Genomic DNA, 20,260 nt, shown 5'->3' with positions numbered 1-20,260 from the left:
AGATCATCGGTAGCAGGTAGGACCAGCACATCATGCAGGGTTCCTTTCTTCTTTATTGTGACATCTGTGGAGCGGCGAATCGTCCCCAGGCCCGCTTCTGCTTCGCCTGTGGTCGCCCACTGCAGCACGGCACGCCCTCCGCGTTAGGACCCGGCCAGGTCCAGGCACCACCCCCGAGGACTACAACGACAGCCCCAGTCTCGCCAACCACTACCGGCCTGCTTCCGTCCAACGCCTCGCTTCGAGGACGCTACCAGATCACCGCCCAGGTCGGGAAAGGAGGCTTCGGCGCCGTCTATCGCGCAACGGACCTGATGCTGGCCAGGCGGACGCTGGCCATCAAGGAGATGAGTCAGCAGTCCTTGAGTTCCAGGGAGCTGCAGGAGGCCACGGCAGCCTTTCAGCAAGAGGCCCTCTTGCTGGCAGGCTTGATTCATCCCAATCTGCCACGCATCTACGATCACTTCTGCGAAAACGGGCGCTGGTACCTGGTGATGGACTTTATCGAAGGGGAAACGCTGGAGGAGCGCTTGAGCCACATCCCCGATGGGCGACTGCCCCTTGACGAGGTTCTGCGCCTTGGTCTGCAACTCTGCGAAGTGCTCGGCTACCTGCATAGCCGCCAGCCGCCTATTATCTTCCGCGACCTCAAGCCGGCGAACATCATGCTGACAAGAGAGGGCCACCTGTATCTGATCGACTTCGGCATCGCGCGCCTCTTTAAGCCAGGTCAGTCGCGCGATACAACGGCCCTCGGTTCCGCCGGCTATGCCGCGCCAGAGCAGTACGGTCGTGCGCAGTCGACGCCACAAACCGACATCTACGCTCTCGGGGCCACACTGCATCAGCTGATCACTGGCCAGGACCCCTCGCTCTCCCCCTTTACCTTTGCTCCCTTTCCCCAACAGGACGCCGACCATCGGCGGTTGGAGGCGCTGGTGATGCGCATGGTACAGACCGAGGCCAGCCACCGCCCGGGCAGCATCCAGGAGATCAAGGCCGAGCTTGAAAGCCTGCTCGCCCGGCGTCTGAGTAGCCAGGGGCGCCCGAGCGCCAGCCCGTACCGGCCCGCGCCGGCCTCAGCGAGTACGGTGGCTCCCGTTGTCGCGCCCCCCACGGCCCCCCTGATCACGCGCTGCCTCTACACAGGCCATCGTCGGAACAGCAGCATCTACACCCTCGCCTGGTCACCCGACGGGCGTCTTCTGGCCTCCAGTGGGGCCGATGGCAGCGTACAGATCTGGGAAGCGCTCAGCGGGCACTTGCTGCAGCGCTGCGATGGGCACCGTGGCCCCGTCTATGGCCTGGCCTGGTCACCCGACGGCCAGCGTCTCGCCTCAGCAGGACGCGATGGCACGGTGCGCCTCTGGAACCCGAGCACAGGCAATGAACTCACAAGTTACCAGGGCCATACCTCCTGCGTCTACAGTGTGGCCTGGGCCCCCGACGGTCAGTTGCTGGCCTCGGCCAGCGATGACGCCACCGTCCGTGTCTGGACCGCGACCAGTCCCTGGGAGAGCAGCAGCTATCGCGGCCATCGACGCAGCGTCAAAGCAGTAGCCTGGGCGCCTGATAGCCAGCGCCTCGCCTCGGGTGGCAGCGACGGCCTCCTGCACATCTGGGCACGTCCTGCTAACAGAGGACGCAGCTTTCTGACCTCCTGGCTCCTCTCACGGAAAGAGGTTCACTGCTACGGCCAGCAGCGGCGCATCAACGCCATCGCCTGGTCGCGCGGCGGGCGCTACGTCGCCGCAGGGAAGACCGGCGGCAGCGTCGAGATCTGGGAGAGCCAGCATGGCAGGCAGCAGATCACCTATCGCCGGCATAAGGGGGCAGTCTACGCCCTCAGCTGGCGCCCCCAAGGTTCCCTGCTGGCCTCCGGCGGACGGGATGGCCACGTCCATTGCTGGCAGGCCATAGACGGGCAGCAGCGCTTCACCTACAACAGCCAGCAAGGTATTATTTACTCCCTCGCCTGGTCGCCTGATGGACGCTACCTTGCCTGCGGTGGCCAGGATGGAAGCGTCTATGTCTGGGAGATCAACTAAGGGCGCAACGGCCAGCCAGCTCCCCATCAGCCTGGGCAGGACTGAGAACTGAGCCAGCCGCATCCCAGTGGATGGCCTGATCACAAGAGAGGAAAACGCGCAGCAGACTCGCACCGCAGCGCAGCCCGCCGCAGGCTAATCCCCAACGGTCGCCCCAACCACAAAGGCATCGACACGCGCGGCCTTCCCCCGCCAGTAGGGCACCTTGAATTTGTGCCCGCCGCTGAGGATCGTCACATCGCGCATATGGATATAGTGGTAGACAATCGGTAAGCCCTCTGGCCCATACTCCGGCTGATCGGGCGGCGGCACCAGCGCCGTATAGTACTTGCGCAGGGCATCGGCAGTATCGGGATCGTGCTCGCGGTGTGTCTCCTCGTTGAGATCAATGTAGAACTGGGCATAGTGGGCAGTGCTCACCATCACCCCGAAAATGAGCAGCCCATGCATCTGCAACATCATCTCGATCTCCAGATCATGCTGCTCCACCAGCTGAATCCACATCTGCAGGGCCACATCCTGCTCGCCGTACTCCCTCAACCAAAGCTGACGACGCTCCATGCGCGTCAGAGGGCGGAAACCGCTCTCCAGAGCCTCATTGAGTTCCTGCTCAGCATCGGAGGAGGAGGAGGAGGAGGCGGCAGCAGCAGCAGCATTGGCGTTGTTCGTGTGAGCGGCTGATGACTGAGGCTGCTGCGGACCCTTCTTGTTCGCTTCCTGCCCGGATTCGCTACTCATAGAAACAGAAACCTCCACAATAAGCCATGTTCAACATCCAGTAGCGTGCTCTGCTCCTTTTATGATATCACGGAGCGAGGGGAAAGGCTGTTCTGCCAGCGACGGGAAAGCAAGAGGAAAAGAGAGAGCGCCGAGAGCGGCGCCACTCGCCTGAACGAGGAGAGCGGCGCCGTCTGGCTGTACGCCTGCAGCCTGGAAGATCAGGCAACTGTTCACAGGTGCCGGCACTCAGGAGGTTGTAGGCAAGGTCCCGTCGATAAACCAATCGGTCACAGTCGGCTCGCCAGGGCGAGGCAAGAGACCAGTGAGAGCGGAGACCGTGCCGACATGGACATTGGCCGGGCGGATAAAGTCCTCAGCCGGATAATGATAGCGCTGGGAAGCATATTCTATCACATCATGCCAGATGGGGCCGGCGCCCGTGATGCCAATGACATTATCCATAGGGGTATTATCGCTATTGCCAGCCCAGACGCCAACCGCCAGATAGGGCGTATAGCCAACGGTCCAGTTATCGCGGAAGGTCTGAGTTGTGCCAGTTTTGGCAGCCGCCGGGCGATCGGCCAGCTCCAGCGGGTTGCCCGGGCCAAACTCGTGATAGCGCGAAGCCTTATCCGAGAGGATGCTGCTAATCAGGAAGGAGACATCGGCCCCGAGAGCGCGCACCCCATGTGGGTGGGCAGCATCGTAGCGATAGAGCGGGTGGCCCAGGCTATCGGTAATCTCCAGAATGGATACCGGCGGGACACGCACCCCCTGATTGGCGAAAGTCGCATAGGCCCCGGTCAGCTCCAGTAGCGAGACCTCCGCCGTGCCCAAGGCGATCGAAGGGAAGAAGCATTGCTCCGGCGTCGCCTTCGGGGCATTGTAGTTCTTACGACAGGCCTGCAGGTCGGCGGTATCAAGGGAGGTAATGCCCAGACGCTTGGCCATATTGAGAACGTTGTTGAAGCCGACGTACTCGACGGTCGTCACCGCCGGAATATTGAACGAGTTCGCAATAGCGTTGCGAATCGTCATCGGGAAGGTCGTATGAAACTTCTGATCGTAGTTGTTCGGTGTATAGTAGCCGGAAGGTGAATTTGCATCCTTCGTCGGATAAATCGTGAGATGGTCCGGGACAATCATGGCGGGATACCAGCCCATCTCGAAGGCGGTGGCATAGACGATGGGCTTAAAGGCCGAGCCGGGCTGGCGCAGCGCGAGGGCCGAATTATACTGGCCCTGCACCTTTGCGCTCTGATTATTGAAATCAGCGCTGCCATCCATCGCCAGAATCTCGCCCGTCGTCGGACTCATCACCACAACCGCAGCATTGTTCACATTATTCGTTTTATACAGCGGCCCCTGATACTGTCCCAGATAAGGATCATATTGGACGGTATAGAGGCGATCGTGAACGATCTGCTCGATCTTCTTCTCCAGCGTCAGATCGAGGGTTGTATAGACATTGTAGCCCCCATTGAGCAGGTTCTGACTGCCGAGCAGAGACGTGAGCTGATCGATCACGTACTGCACAAAGTGGGGAGCCTGGATATGATGGGTCGCGCTATAGGGTTTAAAGACAAACTTCTGGCTCTCGGCCTCAGCGGCAGCGGCCTGCTGAGGGGTAATCATGCCCAGCTCGACCATCGACTGCAAGACCACCTTCTGGCGCGCCAGGGCAGCAGACTTATTGAGCGTTGGATCATAGTAGGAAGGACTCTGCGGCAGCCCGGCCAGCAGCGAGGCTTGAGCCAGATCGAGCTGGGCCACCGCTGGCTTACAGCGCGTCGCCGTGCACTTCGGCTGCAGATTGAAATAGTTCTCCGCCGCAGCCTCAGCGCCATAGTTGAGATCGCCGTAGTAGACCGTGTTGAGGTACATCTCCATGATCTTCCACTTTGGATACTGCTGCGTCAGGCCATAGGCCAGCACGGCCTCCTCGGCTTTCACAGCCAGGGTGCGGGGTTGGTTGCTGAACAACTCGTTCTTAATGAGCTGCTGCGTGATTGTGCTTCCACCCTGAACGACACTCTGGCTCTGGAGATTCGAGAAGACGGCGCGCAGAATGCCCTGCAGATCAACGCCCGAGTTCTCCCAGAAAGTATGGTCTTCCGCAGCCACCGTGGCATTGATCAAGAGCGGCGAGATATCGGTATAACTGACATAAGTGCGACGGCCACGATCGGCGCTATGATCGAACAGCTCATAGAGCAGATTGCCGTTACGGTCATAGATGCGCGTCGTCTGGAAGAGCGCGTTGTTATTAGCAATATTGCGCAACAAGGGCAGCTGCGACTCGTAATAAGCATAGACGGCACCAGCGCTGCTCGAAAAGAGGGCGAGGCCGAGCAGCGCAGCTACCAGGAGCATGAGCGCCCAGCGCGGTGTACGGTGTGGATAGAAACGCCGGCGCCAGCGCTTACGCAGAAGAATACGATTGGTGCGCCAGCGACGCAGTGGAGGGACGCCACTCTTTGCGCCCGTAGCGGGTAAAGGAGCCAGGACACCTGGCTGCCCCCGGGCCTCTGGACGGCGGCGGGCCGGTAGCTGTAGTCCTGGTACCCTGGGGCTCAGCGTTCCGCCGCGCTCGGGTCCCCCTGCGGGTTGCTTCTCGTGGTACTCCATTGCTCCCTTCCTCTCCTCGGCAAGCGAACAGATCTGGTCATAGCGAATGCAGCATGACTTTCTTCCATTTATAGAACGATCGATGTGTTTTCGCGTATCATCATAGGTAATTCGAGACCACTCTGCAACCCTCGTAGCCTCTTTGCGTATCCTATGGTAATAGATCGTTCCCTGGAGGGGCATTATATCACTGCAGCCAGCGTCAGGGAAAAGAGGCTAGAACCAGTAGCGAGCGAGGAGCACAAGGAGCGAGACCTATGCAGCAGCAGCAAGAGCACGACTGGCAAGCAGAGCGGCCTGAATCGGCGGGAGCGAGTGGGCAGTCCTCGTCTGGTTCTGAGGGAGGAGCCGTCAGCCATCGCTCCTCGTCCTGGAGCTTTGTGGGTCGCCGACGTGGGCGGGGCCAGAGTCCCCAACCACACCAGGAGTCGCCTGGGCAGTATCCAGAGCCATTGCACGACTATAGTTATCGGCGCGGCTATCCGGCCCAAGACTATCCGAATCGCGAAGAGGAAGGGCCGGCGCTGGAGGTCTCCCAGCCAGGCGGGACTGCTGCGTCTGTGGACGAACCTGGCGCGGGCTGGTCAGGGGCAGTCTCAGCTCAGCCTGGCCTGCAGGCAAACCCTGGAGCAGAGCCGGGCCGGCGACCCGCCTTCCATCCCACTCAGCCCTGGAGGGCAAGCGCTCGCCCTGCGTGGTCTCAGCCTCCCTGGTGGGCGCGGCCTCAGCCCCAGCGGAGCCATCAGATCGTCTGGCTGGTGCTCGGCCTGGTCCTGGTGGCGCTGCTCCTCAAACTGCTTCCCTGGGTAGGGGCCTTCATTCTGGGTCTGCTACTGGGCGGCGTGGGTCTGATCGTGGGGCTGGTCGGTGGCTTCATCGGCCTGATTGTCGGCCTGCTTGGGGCCGCTATCGGCCTCATCATCGCGGTCATCGTGGTCTGCCTCCTATGTGCACTTCCTCTGGCAGCCGGTGGCGTGATCGTCTGGCTGCTGGTCCACACCCATCAGCAAGGTTCGCTGCGTCGCCCTGGTCCGGGGAAACTCTAGCTCCAATCTCGCTATAACATGAGGTACGTGCGGTCAACGATGGCCGAAGAGCTTGATCTGACCAGCCTGCGCACCTTGCGTGCGCTGCTCCAACAGCATGGCATGCGGCCTTTGAAGTCGTTCGGGCAACACTTCCTGGTCGACCGCGGCGTGCTGGCGCGCATTGTGGATGCGGCAGAGCTGGCACCAACTGATATGGTCCTTGAGGTGGGGGCAGGAACCGGCGTTCTCACGCGCGAGCTGGCCCGTCGCGCAGAACGTGTGGTTGCAGTAGAACTGGAGCGCTCTATGCTCCACCTGCTCGCCGAAACCACGGCCTCTTTTGGCAATGTCGAGGTGGTGGCTCGGAACTTGCTGACTGTCGATCCATGCGCCCTCTTTGGGAGGCAGCCCTACAAGCTGGTGGCCAATTTGCCTTACTACATCACGGCTCCCACCTTTCGCCATTTTCTGGAGAGCGAGCATCCTCCCCGGCTGATCGTTGTAATGATTCAGTACGAGGTCGCGCAGCGCATTGTGGCCGCGCCCGGCGACCTGAGTCTGTTGGGCGTGAGCGTCCAGTTCTTCGGGCGTCCGCAGCTCATCAGCCGCGTACCGGCGCGGGCTTTCTATCCACCACCGCGCGTCGATTCTGCCATTGTGCGCGTCGAGGTGCAGCCGCGGGCAGCGCTGACCCCCCCTGAACGGGCCGTCTTCTTCCGCCTGGTTCAGGCCGGCTTCGGAGAGCGACGCAAGCAACTACATAATGCCCTGGCGCGCGGACTGGGCTTGCCTGTCGCAACAGTGCAGCACTGGCTGCGCCAGGCTGGCATCGCGCCGGAACGCCGCGCCGAAACCTTGAGCCTCGACGAATGGCTGCAGCTATGGCGTACCCTACCCTCCACCACGCCCGGCAGCCAGGAGGAGACGTCGGCTCCCCAGCTTACAGACTGAGGACAGAGCGGACCAGGGGAAGCATAGAGAGCAGCTACGAGGCGCCCTTACAGCGATGCATGCACATAGATACAGATCGGTCCTCTGCCACGGGAGCACAGTGCAGGGCCGCGACGAAGACGCCGGCGAAGGCCCGCTGAGGCGACCGGACAGAGGATCTTAGCGGTTGGAAGAGGCGAGCAGGGCGGGCGAGAAGAGGAGACAGACAGGCCAGCCGCTATTGTGAAGGAAGGCAAGCCGGGCCGGGCCGGGCGCAGACCGACAGCGACCTGGCTAGCTGTGCTATGATATAGGATGGGTGAAGAGTGCGATGCGACGCCCCTGCTCGCCAGTGAGAACCGCTGCAGTTCGAGCCTGAGTGACGGGTTTTTTTATGACAACGCAGGAGCAGGAAGTCTTTTGTGACCGCTGTGGCATGGCCAATCCTCCAACGGCGCGTTTCTGTCAGCACTGCGCCGCCGCCCTGCCGTTCCAGCATACGACAGGGACCCTGACAGAACAGACGCTGCTGGCCGGGCGCTATCAGCTGCTGAGCTTGATCGGTCAGGGAGGGATGGGGGCCGTCTATAAAGCCGCCGATACACGCCTGAATAACCGTCCGGTGGCAGTCAAAGAGATGAGCAAAGCTGGCCTGACCCCGGCACGTGTTCAGGAGGCTGAACAGGCTTTCGAGCGCGAGGCCAACTTGCTGGCCGAGCTACGCCACCCCAATCTGCCGCGCATCTACGATCATTTTACCGAAAATGATCGCTCATATCTGGTGATGGACTTCATCGAGGGTGAGTCACTGGAGGAATACCTGGCGCGCCAGGGAGGTGGCCCTTTATCTGTCGACCAGGTGCTGACCTGGGCCGAGCAGCTCTGCGACGTGCTCGGCTACCTGCATAGCCATCAGCCACCGATTGTCTTCCGCGACTTGAAGCCATCTAACGTGATGATCGATAACAGCGGGCGCCTTTACCTGATCGACTTCGGCATCGCGCGCCTCTTTAAGCCAGGTCAGTCGCGCGATACAACGGCCCTCGGCTCCCCCGGCTATGCGGCCCCGGAGCAGTATGGCAAGGCCCAATCGACCCCCCGTTCCGATATCTACAGCCTGGGCGCTTTGTTACACCATCTGCTCACCGGCGTCGATCCTTCGGACCAGCCTTTCTTCTTCCGGCCCGCCTCGGAGCTGAATCCGGCAGTGCCTCCCGCCCTGGAAGCACTCCTTCAGCGCATGCTGGAAATGGACCCGGAGAAGCGTCCCGCCAGCACGCAGGACGTACTGGAGGTTCTGCACGAGTGTCGCGGCGAGCCGGGCAGCTCCACCCAGACGCTTACCGACACAAGTCGCCTGATTGAGCAGGCTCGTCAGCTACGAACGCAGGGCCGCCTGACAGAGGCGCTTGAACTCTATGAGCGCGTGCTTGCCCGCGACCCCTCGCTGGCTCTGGCCTGGCAGGGGCGCGGCCTCACCTATGGCGTGCGCTCCCAGCACCGAGAGGCCCTGGAGTCCTTTAACAAGGCGCTCAAGCTGGACCCCTCGCTGGTCACTTCCTGGATCGGCAAAGGTACTGCGCTCAACGCCCTCCATCGCTATCAGGAGGCGCTTCAAGCTTTTGAGCGAGCGCTCCAGCTTGATGGCCGTAACGCCACTGCCTGGAATGGGAAAGGGGCCGCCCTCTCCGGTCTGCGGCGCGAGGCGGAGGCGCTGGCCGCTTTCGAGACCGCCCTGCGCTATGATCCCGGCATGGCCCGCGCCTGGTACAACAAGGGCCTCTTGCTCAGCCGTCGGGGGCGCCAACACGAGGCCCTCGAAGCCTTCGAAAAGGCCCTGCGCTACGACAATAAGCAGGCCCTGGCCTGGTGCGGTAGAGGGCAGGTGCTCCACGAGCTCGGCCAGGTGCGTCAGGCCCTCGACTCCTTTGAGGAGGCCACCCGACTGCAGACAGACCTTGTTCCTGCCTGGGCCGGCAAGGGCGCAGCCCTCTATGACCTCCAGCGCTGGCCGGAGGCCCTGAGTGCCTTTGAGCGCGCGCGCTCCCTTGATCCCCACTATGCTCCTGCCTGGTATGGTATCGCCCAGATCTACTACGGTCAGCACCGCCTGCGCCAGGCCCTGGATATGCTGGATGAGGCCCTGAAATACGACCCAGGCTATGTCAAAGCCTGGATACGGCGCGGCGCGATTCTCAGCGAGCAAGGCCGCCACGCCGCTGCCCTGGAAAGCTATAATCGCGCCCTGGCCCTCGACCCCAATCATGCCCTGGCCTGGCAGGGCAAAGCAGCCGCCTTGTATGCCCTGGAGCGCTACCCCGAAGCCTTGCGCGCCTACGATCAGGCTCTGATGCTGAACCGGGATCTGACTCTCTGCTGGAACGGGAAAGGGAATACGCTCTATCGCCTGGGATACTATCGCCAGGCATTGGAAGCCTACGATGAGGCCCTGCGACGCGACCCTCAGCTCGCCTCAGCCTGGCATAATAAAGCCCTGCTTTGCCAGGAGCTGGGCCGCTATGACGAGGCACTGGAGGCCGCCGAGCATGCCATTCAAATCGCCCCCAACGATCCTGATCACTGGGAACGCAAAGCCGAGGTCCTCAAAAAGCTGCGACGGAAGCGCGAGGCCCGCCAGGCCGAGGCCGAAGCCGCTCGCCTGCGCGAACAGACTGCGACAGGTCCGCGAATATCCTCCTGGAACTTCTGAGCCGAAGAGGCCTCGGCGCGCGCCCGCGCCACCAGAGCAGGTCGCGGGCCTCCCTTGCTGCCTGCCGCCAGTCCGCCTTTCCTCACTGCTGTTCGCAGGGGTCCAGGCCGCTCGCTTCGCCCAGAGAAGCAAAGACATCGCTGCCCCCCATTTCTGATCAGCCGAGGGAGCAAGCCTGTCTGACTGGCGGAGAAGAGTCCGCTGCCCCACTGGTCGCATTCGAGCGGGCATGGTATAATAACCCGTAAATTGCCCCTGCCATATCAGGTTAGGGAACATCACCATGAGAGCAAGCACGGACCGCGCAGGTTCCCTGCGCTCGTCCTGTTCGATCAACAGCTATGTTTCGAAAAATCCTCATTGCTAACCGTGGCGAAATCGCCGTACGGATCATCCGTGCCTGCCGTGAGATGGGCATTCGCACCATCATCGCCCATTCAGAGGCCGATCGCGATTCGCTGCCGGTACGCATGGCGGACGAGCACATCTGCATAGGACCGGGGCCAAGCGGCAAGAGTTATCTTAATATTCCGAATATTATCAGCGCCGCTCTTATCTCCGGGGCCGAAGCTATTCATCCCGGCTATGGTTTCCTCTCAGAGAATCCCAGCTTTGCCCAGATCTGCGCAGATGTGAATCTCACCTTTATCGGTCCTTCCGCCACGGCGATGGCGATCATGGGCGATAAGGTTTCAGCTCGCGAGGCGATGGCCGCCGCCGGGCTGCCGATGCTACCGGGCACCCGCGTCTTACGCACGCTGGCGGAGGCGCGAGAGGCCGCGCGCGAGATCGGCTTTCCCCTCATGCTGAAGGCTGCCGCCGGCGGAGGAGGGCGTGGCATCCGTCTCGTCAACAGCCCTGACGAGTTTGAGCGCGTCTTCACCCTGGCCCAGAACGAGGTGCGTGAGGCTTTCCGCGATGATGGCCTCTATCTAGAGCGCTATCTGCCGCGAGCGCGACACATCGAGATCCAGGTGCTTGCCGATCATCACGGTAATGGCGTTCACCTGGGCGAGCGTAACTGCTCCTGCCAGCGTCGCAATCAAAAGGTGCTTGAGGAGTCGCCCAGCCCCTTGCTGCCTCCCGAGCTACGGCAAGAGATCGGCATGAAGGCCATTCGGGCCGTGCAGCAAATCGGCTATACCAACGCCGGTACGCTGGAGTTCCTCCTCGACGATGAGAACCGCTACTATTTCATGGAGATGAACACACGCCTACAGGTGGAGCACCCGGTCACCGAATTGGTGACAAGCGTCGACCTCGTCAAGGAGCAGATCCGCATTGCTGCCGGCGAGCCGCTGCGCCTGAAACAGGAGGACATCCAGTTCCGCGGCCACGCCATCGAGTGCCGGATCACGGCAGAGGATGCGGAGGCCGATTTTCGTCCGCAGACCGGCCTGGTGGAGAAGTATCTACCGCCTGGCGGCCCGGGAGTGCGCGTCGATAGCCATCTTTATGCCGGCTACTCGGTTCCTCCACACTATGACTCGCTGCTGGCCAAGCTCATCGTGTGGGCCGAGGATCGCGACGCCGCCATTGCGCGGATGCAGCGCGCGCTCGATGAGTTCATCATCGAGGGCCTGCCCACGACGATTCCCTTCCACCAGCGCCTGCTCAGGCACCAGGTCTTTATCCGCGGAGAAGCCTATACCCGGTTCCTCCAGGAGGAGGCTGCCTCACTTGGCATCTGACCGGGTCCGCACGGGGTTCGCGTCAGGTCTCGCTGGGTTCTCAGCGGGCCTCTCCTTGCCGCTCCGCGCTCGTTCCCGGCTGGTCGATCTGGCTGGTCGGCCCGCCCGCTGGCCCGCGAGCGGCTGAGGGAACCCGACTATAGAGGAGGTGACGTAATGAGACGTGTCGTTGTAACCGGTTTAGGGCTGATTACTCCCCTGGGGAACGATGTGGCGTCTTCCTGGGAAGCCCTCTGCCAAGGGAAATCCGGCATCGCCGAAATCGTCGGCTTCGATACCAGCCCCTTCCGCGTGAAATTCGGGGGCCAGATCAAAAACTTCGATCCCGCGGCCTATATGGACCGCAAGGAGATCCGCCGCACCGACCCCTACCAGCATATCGCTATCGCCGCCACCAAGCAGGCGCTGGCTCAAGCTCGCCTGGAAATCAACGAGGAGATCGCCGACGATGTGGGGGTCTATATCGGCAGCGGCATCGGCGGCCTGATGACCCTCCACGAGCAGTTTCGCATTCTCTTTGAACGGGGGCCAGACCGCATCAGCCCGTTCTTCATCAACATGATGATTGTCGATGGCGCCCCAGGCATTGTCTCGATCATGACGGGGGCGCGCGGTCCCAACTGGGCCGCTGTTTCGGCCTGCGCGACCAGCGCCCATACGATCGGTGAGGCCTGGGAGACTATCCGGCGCGGCGACGCACGGGCCATGATCGCCGGCGGCTCCGAGCGCGGCATTACGCCGATCGCTATCGCCGCCTTCGACAACATGCATGCCCTTTCACGACGCAACGATGATCCCCAGGGGGCCAGCCGTCCTTTCGATGCGACCCGCGACGGCTTTGTGATGGGCGAAGGAGCGGCGGTGCTCATTATGGAAGAGCTGGAGTTTGCCAGGGCGCGCGGCGCGACGATCCTGGCCGAGATGGTCGGCTACGGCGCCACGGGCGATGCTCACCATGTGACCGAGCCTGCTCCTGGTGGCGCGGGCCTGGTGCGCGCGATGCAGATGGCCCTGCGCAAGTCTGGCCTGCGGCCCGAAGATGTTGATTATATCAATGCGCACGGCACTTCGACGCCCTATAACGATCGCACCGAAACCCAGGCTATCAAGACCTGCTTCGGCGAGCACGCCTATCGCCTGGCGATCAGCTCCACAAAGTCGATGACCGGCCACACCCTCGGGGCGGCAGGAGCCGTTGAGGCGGTCATCAGCATCATGACCCTGCTCACCGGCATTATTCCACCAACCATTAATCTGCATCATCCCGACCCCGATTGCGATCTGGACTATGTGCCTAACCAGGCGCGCCAGGCCCAGGTCAGAGTAGCTATGTCCAATTCGATGGGCTTCGGTGGCCACAACGCCTGCCTGATCTTCAAGCGCTACGAGGAGGGCGAGTAGTCAGCAGCTTCGCTACGCTGCTGTCTGCTCACCCCTCGAGTCTGAGCGAACCGGGGTAGATGAGCCTCGTGCAAGGCACGCACTGGGAGAGAGGTCCCGGCTATGGCCTGCTCCGGTTTGCCATATCCACTAATCTGCAAGCGAGAGCAATGATGAGCACTAAGGAAGAAGATCGGAAGACGGCCTGGATCGAGCGCCTGGAGCAACTGGTGCACGCGCTCGAAGGCAGCTCGGTGGCCGAGCTGGAGCTAAATGAGAACGAGCTGGAGATTATCATCCGCCGCCAACCTGGGATGGTGCTGGTAACCGCTCCGACCGTCAGCGAGGTGGTGGCACAGCCCGTGACGATGGCACGCAGCCAGGGCGCGGCGAAACGAACGGTAGGAACCGGCAAGGCCGCCTCGGCTAAGAGCCGCGAGGAGGAACGCACGCTGCCGATCGTAGCGCCGCTCTCGGGAGTCTACTACTCCGCTCCCTCGCCGGATGCACCACCTTTCATCTCGGTCGGCGATGTCATCCAGGTCGGTCAAACCGTGGCCCTGATCGAGGCCATGAAGTCCTTTAACGAGGTGCCTTCCCCGGTCGCCGGGCGCGTGACCAAGATCCTGGTAGAGAACGGCGCAGTCGTCCAGAAGGATGAGGTACTCTTGCGCGTTGAGCCGGTTTAGTCGGAGTCACTTGACCAAGCCGTAGAAGACAAGTGATCCTCTTCCGCCTGGCTGCCAGCAGGCAACCATGAGGAGGAAGCACGAGAGCCAATCTCTGTTTCTCCAGGGACCTGGTCGGGAGCAAGAGGCTCCCTGCGGGGCCGGCACAACTGGCACAGCCAGCACAGCCAGCACAGCCAGCACAGCCAGCAGACCGGCAGGTCCCTTTTCCCTGCCTTCCTGCCTGTCCCCATTAAGAGCACCCTGTTGCCGGGAAGAAGGCGGGCTGAGATAAGGAGTGTCGTAGCCTATGAGTAAGCTGCCTGACAATCGTCGTCCCCTGCGCTTCGGCGTCCTCTCACACAACACCACACCTGATCTGACGACCCTGCTAGCGCAGGCGCAGCGCGCTGAACAGCTGGGCTACTCAACTTTTCTGCTGCCCGACCACATCGGAGACCAGTTTGCAACAACACTGGCTCTGGCCCACATTGCCGCGGCCACCACGCGCTTGCGCGTGGGCAGCTATGTCTTCGCCAACGATTTCCGCCATCCCGTCATGCTGGCGCGCGAGGTGGCCACCCTCGATGTCTTCTCGGGCGGACGCTTTGAGCTGGGCCTGGGGGCCGGTTGGATGGCCAGTGAGTACCAGCAGTGCGGTATTCCCTTTGCCTCGCCCGGCGTGCGCATCGAGCGGCTCGCAGAATCGTTGCAAATTATCAAGGCGCTGCTCGCCGGCGAGCGGCTCCACTTTAGTGGTCAGCACTACACGATCGAGGGGCTGGCTCTCGCCCTGCAACCGCAGCAGCGCCCCTATCCGCCGATTCTGGTGGGCGGCAGCGGCAAACGTCTGCTCTCGCTGGCGGCACGCGAGGCGACCATCGTCGGCTTCTCCCCACGGACACAGACCATCAGCGTGGCCGGCCACATGAATCAGAGTCTGGATATACAGGATGCCCTGGCCCCCGCTCTGGCTGAGAAGCTGACCTGGGTGCGCCAGGCCGCCGGTCCTCGCTTTGCCTCCCTCGAACTGAACCTGATCGTTCTTGAAGTCATCTTGACTGACGAGCGTCAGCAGGCCCTGGCCCAGGTCGCCTCTCGCTACGGTCTCAGCGAGCAGGAGGTCGCTACGACACCCTATTTCCTCACCGGCAACCCAGAAGAGATCTCCACCCAATTACTCCACTATCATCAGCAGTATCACATTTCCTATTGGGTAGTCTGGGAAGAATATATGGAGTCCCTCGCACCCGCCATAGCCCTACTGAACAGTTAATCCACCCAGACTCTCCCTCCAAGCATAGCCTGCTTGCTTCCCCTCTGGCTCCTTTATAGAGATGTTATAACAACATACATTTATTGCATTTGTGAGACAAATGCATTGACATGTATGAAAGTATCTGCTATGGTGAGAGCACGTGGGAACTGCAATCATTGAAGGAGGTTCCATGATCACCAGTAGCCGGTCACGGGGGGAGAGACCGCCGCATGTACTGACTTCTGAAGAGTATCCAGCCAAGGTCATGCCGGCGATTTTGACAAGCTGGGACCTGATAACGCTGTATGTGTTACTGATCTTCTTCCCGACGAACGTCTCTAATGCCATTGCGGGCGGAGCGGCAGGCATTACCTTTTGGCTAGTAGGAGCGATCCTTTTCTTCGTGCCCTGTGCCGTTGTCACCGCCCAACTGAGCGTCATCTTTCCACATGAAGGCTCGCTCTACAACTGGGCCTATCGCATCTTCGGCAGCTACATGAGCTTCTTCGTAGGCTTCTGCGTTTGGCTGCCTGCTCCCTTACTCTTGATGGCCACCAGCGACCTGGCGATCAGCTACATCCCTGGCCTCAACAGCGGCTGGCTGACTGCTCCCTGGCAGCAAGGTCTGGCCCTGAGCGTTGTCATCCTGATCTCGGGCTTCATGGCTGTGCAGCCGCACCGCACGGTACAGAACATTACCAATGCCACCTTTGTCCTCTTAATGATCGCCAGTGGTCTAGTCGTTCTAGCGGGCATTGTCTGGCTTGTGACCGGGCACGCGCCGGCGGCGAGCTTCTCGCGGCTTTCGGACTGGCTGATTAGCTGGGACCCAAAGACTGGAGGAAACTTCGGCCTCTTTGGGGTGATTACCCTGGGCTATCTGGGGGTTTATCTGCCGATCACCATGCAGGCGGAGACGATCGCCCCCAGCGCAGAGACACGTCGCCACCTGATCACGCGCCATTTGCTGTGGGGGACACTGATCGTGGTGGTTAGCTATGTCCTCGTGACCTTTGCCGTCCTGGTCGTCGAAGGGCCAAAGTCCGCCTACGTGCTCTTTGCCCTCGTGAGCACAGTTGATACCGCGCTGGGGAAATTGGCTGGCAATGTGATGGCCGTCTGTATGCTAGGTGTCTTCTGTCTGGTGACGATGGTCTATAACCACATCTACGCTCGCTTCCTGATGGTGGCTGGCTTCGACCGCCGCATCCCGGTGGGTCTGGGCCTCCTCAACACCAATCGCCAACCAGCGCGCGCTGTCGCCATTCAGACTGCCGCAGCCATCTTCATCACGATTCTCTTCTTTATGGTCATTCCTTATATGTTTGGCAGTAATCCGGCGGACCTGTCTCTCGAAGTCTACTTCGTCGGTATCGGAGCCGGGACCATCCTGTGGGCCTTTTCCACGATTTTCCTGTTTATTCTGATCTTGGGACTGTATATACGTGATCGCCGGGCTCTGCTATTGAACCGCCTTGTGCCAATTCCCGTGCTACTGCTCAGTGCCGTTGTTGGGCTGATCACCGGCATTGTCGCCATCATTGACACGGCCCTGAACTCGTGGGTGCCGCTGCTGACAAACCAGCAGTGGAGCCTGATTGTCGCAGGTCTGACGGCAGCCACACTGATGATTGGTGCCATCATCAGCATGTTTGCAACCGGCGAAGCAGCCTGGCAAGAGATCGAGCATGGGGCTTAGTCGGCAAGCGCGTTGACAGGGTCTGGCTCTGCTGTTATTGTTGGTAGCAGAGGCAGCCAGCCAGGACCGCTGTCAGCGCCGTTGCCCGCTGCCCCGCAAATCGGCGGGAGAAGAGACGGGAGAGAGTGGCGCACCGGTTTGCTAACCGGCGCCCAGCTTTTTCCCAGGCTGCAGCGCTGGCCCCTCTCCTCTCATCGAGGAGAAGGCAGGGCCAGGGCAGGTAGCGCAGGGAGGGGTAAGCAAGCCAGTGCGCCAGCAAGCAAAGTAGCAGTGCACTCTATCAGCAGCGTTGCCTTAACCCAGGACAGCATCACACCAGGTTTATCGCTATTCAGCAATCAAGCGCTCTGCAGATGATCTGGTCTTCACAGCAAGACCTGAACTGGAGGTGATTTATGGCATCTCAGGAAGAATTGGTGGGGCAGACGGCGCCCGGCGCGGCCCTTCCCGAGGGTGACATTGCCCTGGAGCAGCGCCAGGACCTCGACAAGCTGCACATCAATGCTATCGGCATGCCCAGCGTCATGTATTACTGCTTCGCTGGGGCGGCGCCGATTGCGGCCATGTTCTTTAATGTCCCCAACATGGCCGCACAGGCTGGCGCCAGCGTGCCGTTGGTCTTCCTGCTCTCGGCGATCGGGCTGCTGCTCTTCGGGATCTCGATCGTCTATTTCTCGCGTCGCCTGACCTCGGCGGGCGGCTTCTATACCTGGGTACGGCATGGCCTGGGAGCGGGCACGGCCTTCCAGGCGGGCTGGCTGATGCTCTTCGGCTACGCTATTTTCGAAGCTTCCTCTCAGGCGGCCTTTGGTGGTCTGGCAGACATTAATATTTCCACCTATCTCGGTTTCCAGATGCCGCTGGGCTGGGTGACCTACGCCCTGATCGGCTGTGTCCTCGTCTTTTTGCTCTCCTTCTTTGACATCAAGTGGTCCACCTGGTGGCTGGCTCCTTTCCTGGTGCTGGAAATCGGGAGCCTGGTGCTGCTCGATCTGATGATCACCATCCGTGGCGGGGCCTCGGGTCATGACCTGCTCCACACCTTTACGCCCGCAGGCTCTGATCTGAAAGGGGTCGCCCCGGGTGGAGTGCTGGGCATCGGTGTGGCGATGGCGCTCGGCATCTGGTCCTGGATCGGTTTCGAGGCTGGCGCCGTCTACGGCGAGGAGTCGCGTAACCCGCGCCGGGCTGTGCCGATGGCTATCTTCTCGGTGATCCTGATCATGGCCATACTCTACATCTGGACCACCTATAGCGCCGTCATCGGCCTTGGCTGGCAGCATGCCGGCGATACCCTGGGCAACATCACCATCGCCCCGACTCCCTACTACAATCTGGCTGACCATTTCGTCGGTGGCTGGCTCAAGGTTCTGATGATTATCGCCGTCACGACGAGCAGCTTTGCTGCCTGTCTGGCTTTCCATAATGGGATGGTGCGCTACTTCTACGCGATGGGCCGTGAGGGCATCCTGCCGCGCGTCTTCGGGCGTACGCACCCACGCTGGAAGAGTCCCCACTATGCCATCATGGCTCAGAGCCTGTTCACGATTCTGGTCATCATCTTCCTGGCCTTCATCATCCAGAAGAACAACCCCGATGGCAGCGTGAGCTACGCTCTGGGCATTGCCGACGGCAAGGTCTACACGCAGACCAGCGGCATTACCAGCTATGCCTGGCTGGCCACAATTGGCACGATCAGCTTCCTGGTGGTCTATATTCTGGTGAATTTCTCGCTGCCTGCCTTTGCCTTGCGCTTCGACCGCGCAAACTTTAATCCGCTGCTCCACCTGATCGCACCGATTGTGAGCTGCCTCTTCCTGCTCATCCCCTTGCTCTCCTTCATCATGCCGCCACTGCCGATCATCGGCGACTTCTTTACTGGCCTGGGCTTCTTCCCCACGCCGTTCCCGTTGAACATCCTGCCGCTCTTCGTCATCGGCTGGGTGATCATCGGATTGCTCTACGCCTTCTATCTGGCGCGGCGCCACCCCGAGCGCTACGAATTCCTGGGTCGCATCTTGCGCGCTGACGTCTAGCATCTTCCGCGGGCGGCGGCACAGAATGCGCGCTATCCGCCTGCAGGCAAGAAGGCAAGGGACCGGAGCCAGTGCCCGCTGGTCGAGTGGACCAGGCAAGGCACCGACCTCGGTCCCTCTTGTTGTCCTGCTTGCGGCAGACATTGGCGGCAGGTCCAGGCTGGCAACACACCAGCCCAGCCTCAGCCCGTCCGTCCCCGCTCAGAAGTCGGCCAGATACTCCTGCTCTTCCCACTCCAGTTCAGCAGCCTGGAGACGCTGGCGCACATAGTCGCCGCGGCGTTCCAGCTCCTGACGCTTGGCCTTAATGAAGATCTCAGTAAACTGCATGCCCAACAGATTGCGGAGAGCCGTATCGGCCTCCAGATGCTGCAGAGCGTCCTCTAGCGTAGCTGGTAGTGGAGCAAAAGCCTCGTGCTCTTCCGCCGGGCCTTCGGCCAGGGTGGGCGGCACAACCTCCTCTTCAAGACCAAGCAGGCCAGCGGCGATCGTGGCAGCCAGTGCCAGATAGGGATTGCTCATGCTCGAAGGGGCCCGGTTCTCGATATGGGTACCGGCATCACCAGTATTCTTGACACGCACCAGGGCTGTGCGATCGTCCAGACCCCAGCTGAGATTGACTGGCGCAAAGGAATGATGCAAATAGCGTCGGTAGCAGTTCGGCGTCGGAGCCAACAGTGCCAGCGCCCCCGGCATGTGTTTGATCAGGCCCCCGATGAAGTGGTAGGCCAGGGATGAGAGGCCGTGACGATCGTTGGTGTCCAGAAAAGCATTGCGACCACTGGCATCGCGCAGACTGAGGTGGACATGGGCCCCCGAAGAGGACTGGTCGAGGAAGGGGCGAGTCATAAAGGTAGCGTGATAGCCAAGCCGGCGCGCAATCATCTTGACCCCATTCTTGAAGGTATAGCCGTAGTCGCCAGCCACCAGGGCATCCTCTGCGTCGTAGGTGATTTCATATTGCCCAGGGCCATATTCACAATTGCAGGTCAGCATTTGCAAGCCCAGCTCGGGTAAGAGGTCCATGATCTGCAAGGGCACCGGGCAGGCGACATTGCGCTGGGTGTGGAAAATATGCAGGCGATCGAAAACAGGCTCCTTGCTCAGGAGATCCTGGAACAAATAAAACTCGTACTCGATCGCCGTATGGGCACGATAGCCCAGGGCCGCCAGACGCTCCAGGACCCGGCGCAGCACGTAGCGCGGGGCCGATTCCACAGGAGAGCCATCGGGCCAGAAGGCATCACAGATTACACGGGCACTGGCATCCAGCCAGGGTACGACCGCCGCGGTGGTCAGATCGGGGCGCAGTACCGCATCGCCGTAGTTGCGCTCCTCGCTTTGATAGGTACCAGGCACCAGATTGGTACCCGAATCGACCGTGGTCATAACACCGATCATGCGCAAACCATCGCGGGCAAACTGCTCCCAGCGGCTCAGTGGCACAATCTTCGAGCGCGCCAT

Annotated in this window: 13 protein-coding genes; 10 read left to right on the top strand and 3 right to left on the bottom strand. The window is 61.1% G+C overall.

The window, feature by feature from the left end:
* Window positions 1-32 precede the first annotated feature (32 nt).
* Window positions 33-2,048: a WD40 repeat domain-containing serine/threonine-protein kinase gene (locus BGC09_RS09065; protein WP_084658245.1), complete on the top strand. Its 2,016-nt coding sequence runs from the start codon at window positions 33-35 to the stop codon at window positions 2,046-2,048.
* A gap of 135 nt (window positions 2,049-2,183) precedes the next feature.
* On the opposite strand, the gene BGC09_RS09060 is transcribed toward BGC09_RS09065, so the two are convergent.
* Together BGC09_RS09060 and BGC09_RS09055 are read right to left on the bottom strand one after the other, a co-directional pair.
* Complete coding sequence (locus BGC09_RS09060) at window positions 2,184-2,786, bottom strand: GvpU-like protein (RefSeq protein WP_069803565.1); 603 nt, start codon at window positions 2,784-2,786, stop codon at window positions 2,184-2,186.
* 228 nt (window positions 2,787-3,014) lie between these two features.
* Window positions 3,015-5,396: a transglycosylase domain-containing protein gene (locus BGC09_RS09055; protein WP_069803564.1), complete on the bottom strand. Its 2,382-nt coding sequence runs from the start codon at window positions 5,394-5,396 to the stop codon at window positions 3,015-3,017.
* A 257-nt stretch (window positions 5,397-5,653) separates the two neighbouring features.
* On the opposite strand from BGC09_RS09055, the gene BGC09_RS22840 reads away from it, so the two are divergent.
* The 9 genes from BGC09_RS22840 to BGC09_RS09010 all read left to right on the top strand — a co-directional run bounded on the left by BGC09_RS22840 (window position 5,654) and on the right by BGC09_RS09010 (window position 18,796).
* Complete coding sequence (locus tag BGC09_RS22840; RefSeq protein ID WP_069803563.1) at window positions 5,654-6,442, top strand: hypothetical protein; 789 nt, start codon at window positions 5,654-5,656, stop codon at window positions 6,440-6,442.
* Between the two features lie 39 nt (window positions 6,443-6,481).
* Window positions 6,482-7,375: a 16S rRNA (adenine(1518)-N(6)/adenine(1519)-N(6))-dimethyltransferase RsmA gene (gene rsmA / locus BGC09_RS09045; RefSeq protein WP_218104001.1), complete on the top strand. Its 894-nt coding sequence runs from the start codon at window positions 6,482-6,484 to the stop codon at window positions 7,373-7,375.
* Between the two features lie 373 nt (window positions 7,376-7,748).
* Entirely contained in the window at window positions 7,749-10,064 is a 2,316-nt protein-coding gene (locus tag BGC09_RS09040; protein ID WP_084658241.1) for a serine/threonine-protein kinase, read from the top strand.
* A gap of 341 nt (window positions 10,065-10,405) precedes the next feature.
* A complete protein-coding gene (gene accC, locus BGC09_RS09035) occupies window positions 10,406-11,755 on the top strand; it encodes an acetyl-CoA carboxylase biotin carboxylase subunit (protein WP_069803560.1) in 1,350 nt (449 codons plus the stop codon).
* Between the two features lie 156 nt (window positions 11,756-11,911).
* On the top strand, window positions 11,912-13,156 hold the full coding sequence (fabF, locus tag BGC09_RS09030) for a beta-ketoacyl-ACP synthase II (RefSeq protein ID WP_069803559.1): 1,245 nt from the start codon (window positions 11,912-11,914) through the stop codon (window positions 13,154-13,156).
* Window positions 13,157-13,305: 149 nt separating this feature from the next.
* On the top strand, window positions 13,306-13,824 hold the full coding sequence (locus BGC09_RS09025; protein ID WP_176728882.1) for an acetyl-CoA carboxylase biotin carboxyl carrier protein: 519 nt from the start codon (window positions 13,306-13,308) through the stop codon (window positions 13,822-13,824).
* 289 nt (window positions 13,825-14,113) lie between these two features.
* On the top strand, window positions 14,114-15,079 hold the full coding sequence (locus BGC09_RS09020; RefSeq protein WP_069803557.1) for a TIGR03621 family F420-dependent LLM class oxidoreductase: 966 nt from the start codon (window positions 14,114-14,116) through the stop codon (window positions 15,077-15,079).
* 172 nt (window positions 15,080-15,251) lie between these two features.
* Complete coding sequence (locus tag BGC09_RS09015) at window positions 15,252-16,760, top strand: APC family permease (protein WP_069803556.1); 1,509 nt, start codon at window positions 15,252-15,254, stop codon at window positions 16,758-16,760.
* A gap of 395 nt (window positions 16,761-17,155) precedes the next feature.
* Window positions 17,156-18,796 carry an APC family permease gene (locus tag BGC09_RS09010; protein ID WP_069803555.1) on the top strand — a complete coding sequence of 547 codons (1,641 nt, stop codon included), beginning with the start codon at window positions 17,156-17,158 and terminating at the stop codon, window positions 18,794-18,796.
* A 201-nt stretch (window positions 18,797-18,997) separates the two neighbouring features.
* Here BGC09_RS09010 and BGC09_RS09005 read toward each other — a convergent pair.
* A partial coding sequence (locus tag BGC09_RS09005) for a glutamine synthetase family protein (RefSeq protein WP_069803554.1) occupies window positions 18,998-20,260 on the bottom strand: 1,263 nt, incomplete at its 5' end.

The organism is Thermogemmatispora onikobensis, assembly GCF_001748285.1.
In the GTDB taxonomy this organism is placed as follows: domain Bacteria; phylum Chloroflexota; class Ktedonobacteria; order Ktedonobacterales; family Ktedonobacteraceae; genus Thermogemmatispora; species Thermogemmatispora onikobensis.
This window is presented reverse-complemented; position numbering and strand designations above follow the sequence as displayed.

What these genes read in the sequence shown, in the direction of transcription:
- BGC09_RS09065 (WP_084658245.1), top strand. Translation starts at nt 33, where the DNA reads ATGCAGGGTTCCTTTCTTCTTTATTGTGACATCTGTGGAGCGGCGAAT.
- BGC09_RS09060 (WP_069803565.1), bottom strand. Translation starts at nt 2,786, where the DNA reads ATGAGTAGCGAATCCGGGCAGGAAGCGAACAAGAAGGGTCCGCAGCAG.
- BGC09_RS09055 (WP_069803564.1), bottom strand. Translation starts at nt 5,396, where the DNA reads ATGGAGTACCACGAGAAGCAACCCGCAGGGGGACCCGAGCGCGGCGGA.
- BGC09_RS22840 (WP_069803563.1), top strand. Translation starts at nt 5,654, where the DNA reads ATGCAGCAGCAGCAAGAGCACGACTGGCAAGCAGAGCGGCCTGAATCG.
- rsmA (WP_218104001.1), top strand. Translation starts at nt 6,482, where the DNA reads ATGGCCGAAGAGCTTGATCTGACCAGCCTGCGCACCTTGCGTGCGCTG.
- BGC09_RS09040 (WP_084658241.1), top strand. Translation starts at nt 7,749, where the DNA reads ATGACAACGCAGGAGCAGGAAGTCTTTTGTGACCGCTGTGGCATGGCC.
- accC (WP_069803560.1), top strand. Translation starts at nt 10,406, where the DNA reads ATGTTTCGAAAAATCCTCATTGCTAACCGTGGCGAAATCGCCGTACGG.
- fabF (WP_069803559.1), top strand. Translation starts at nt 11,912, where the DNA reads ATGAGACGTGTCGTTGTAACCGGTTTAGGGCTGATTACTCCCCTGGGG.
- BGC09_RS09025 (WP_176728882.1), top strand. Translation starts at nt 13,306, where the DNA reads ATGATGAGCACTAAGGAAGAAGATCGGAAGACGGCCTGGATCGAGCGC.
- BGC09_RS09020 (WP_069803557.1), top strand. Translation starts at nt 14,114, where the DNA reads ATGAGTAAGCTGCCTGACAATCGTCGTCCCCTGCGCTTCGGCGTCCTC.
- BGC09_RS09015 (WP_069803556.1), top strand. Translation starts at nt 15,252, where the DNA reads ATGATCACCAGTAGCCGGTCACGGGGGGAGAGACCGCCGCATGTACTG.
- BGC09_RS09010 (WP_069803555.1), top strand. Translation starts at nt 17,156, where the DNA reads ATGGCATCTCAGGAAGAATTGGTGGGGCAGACGGCGCCCGGCGCGGCC.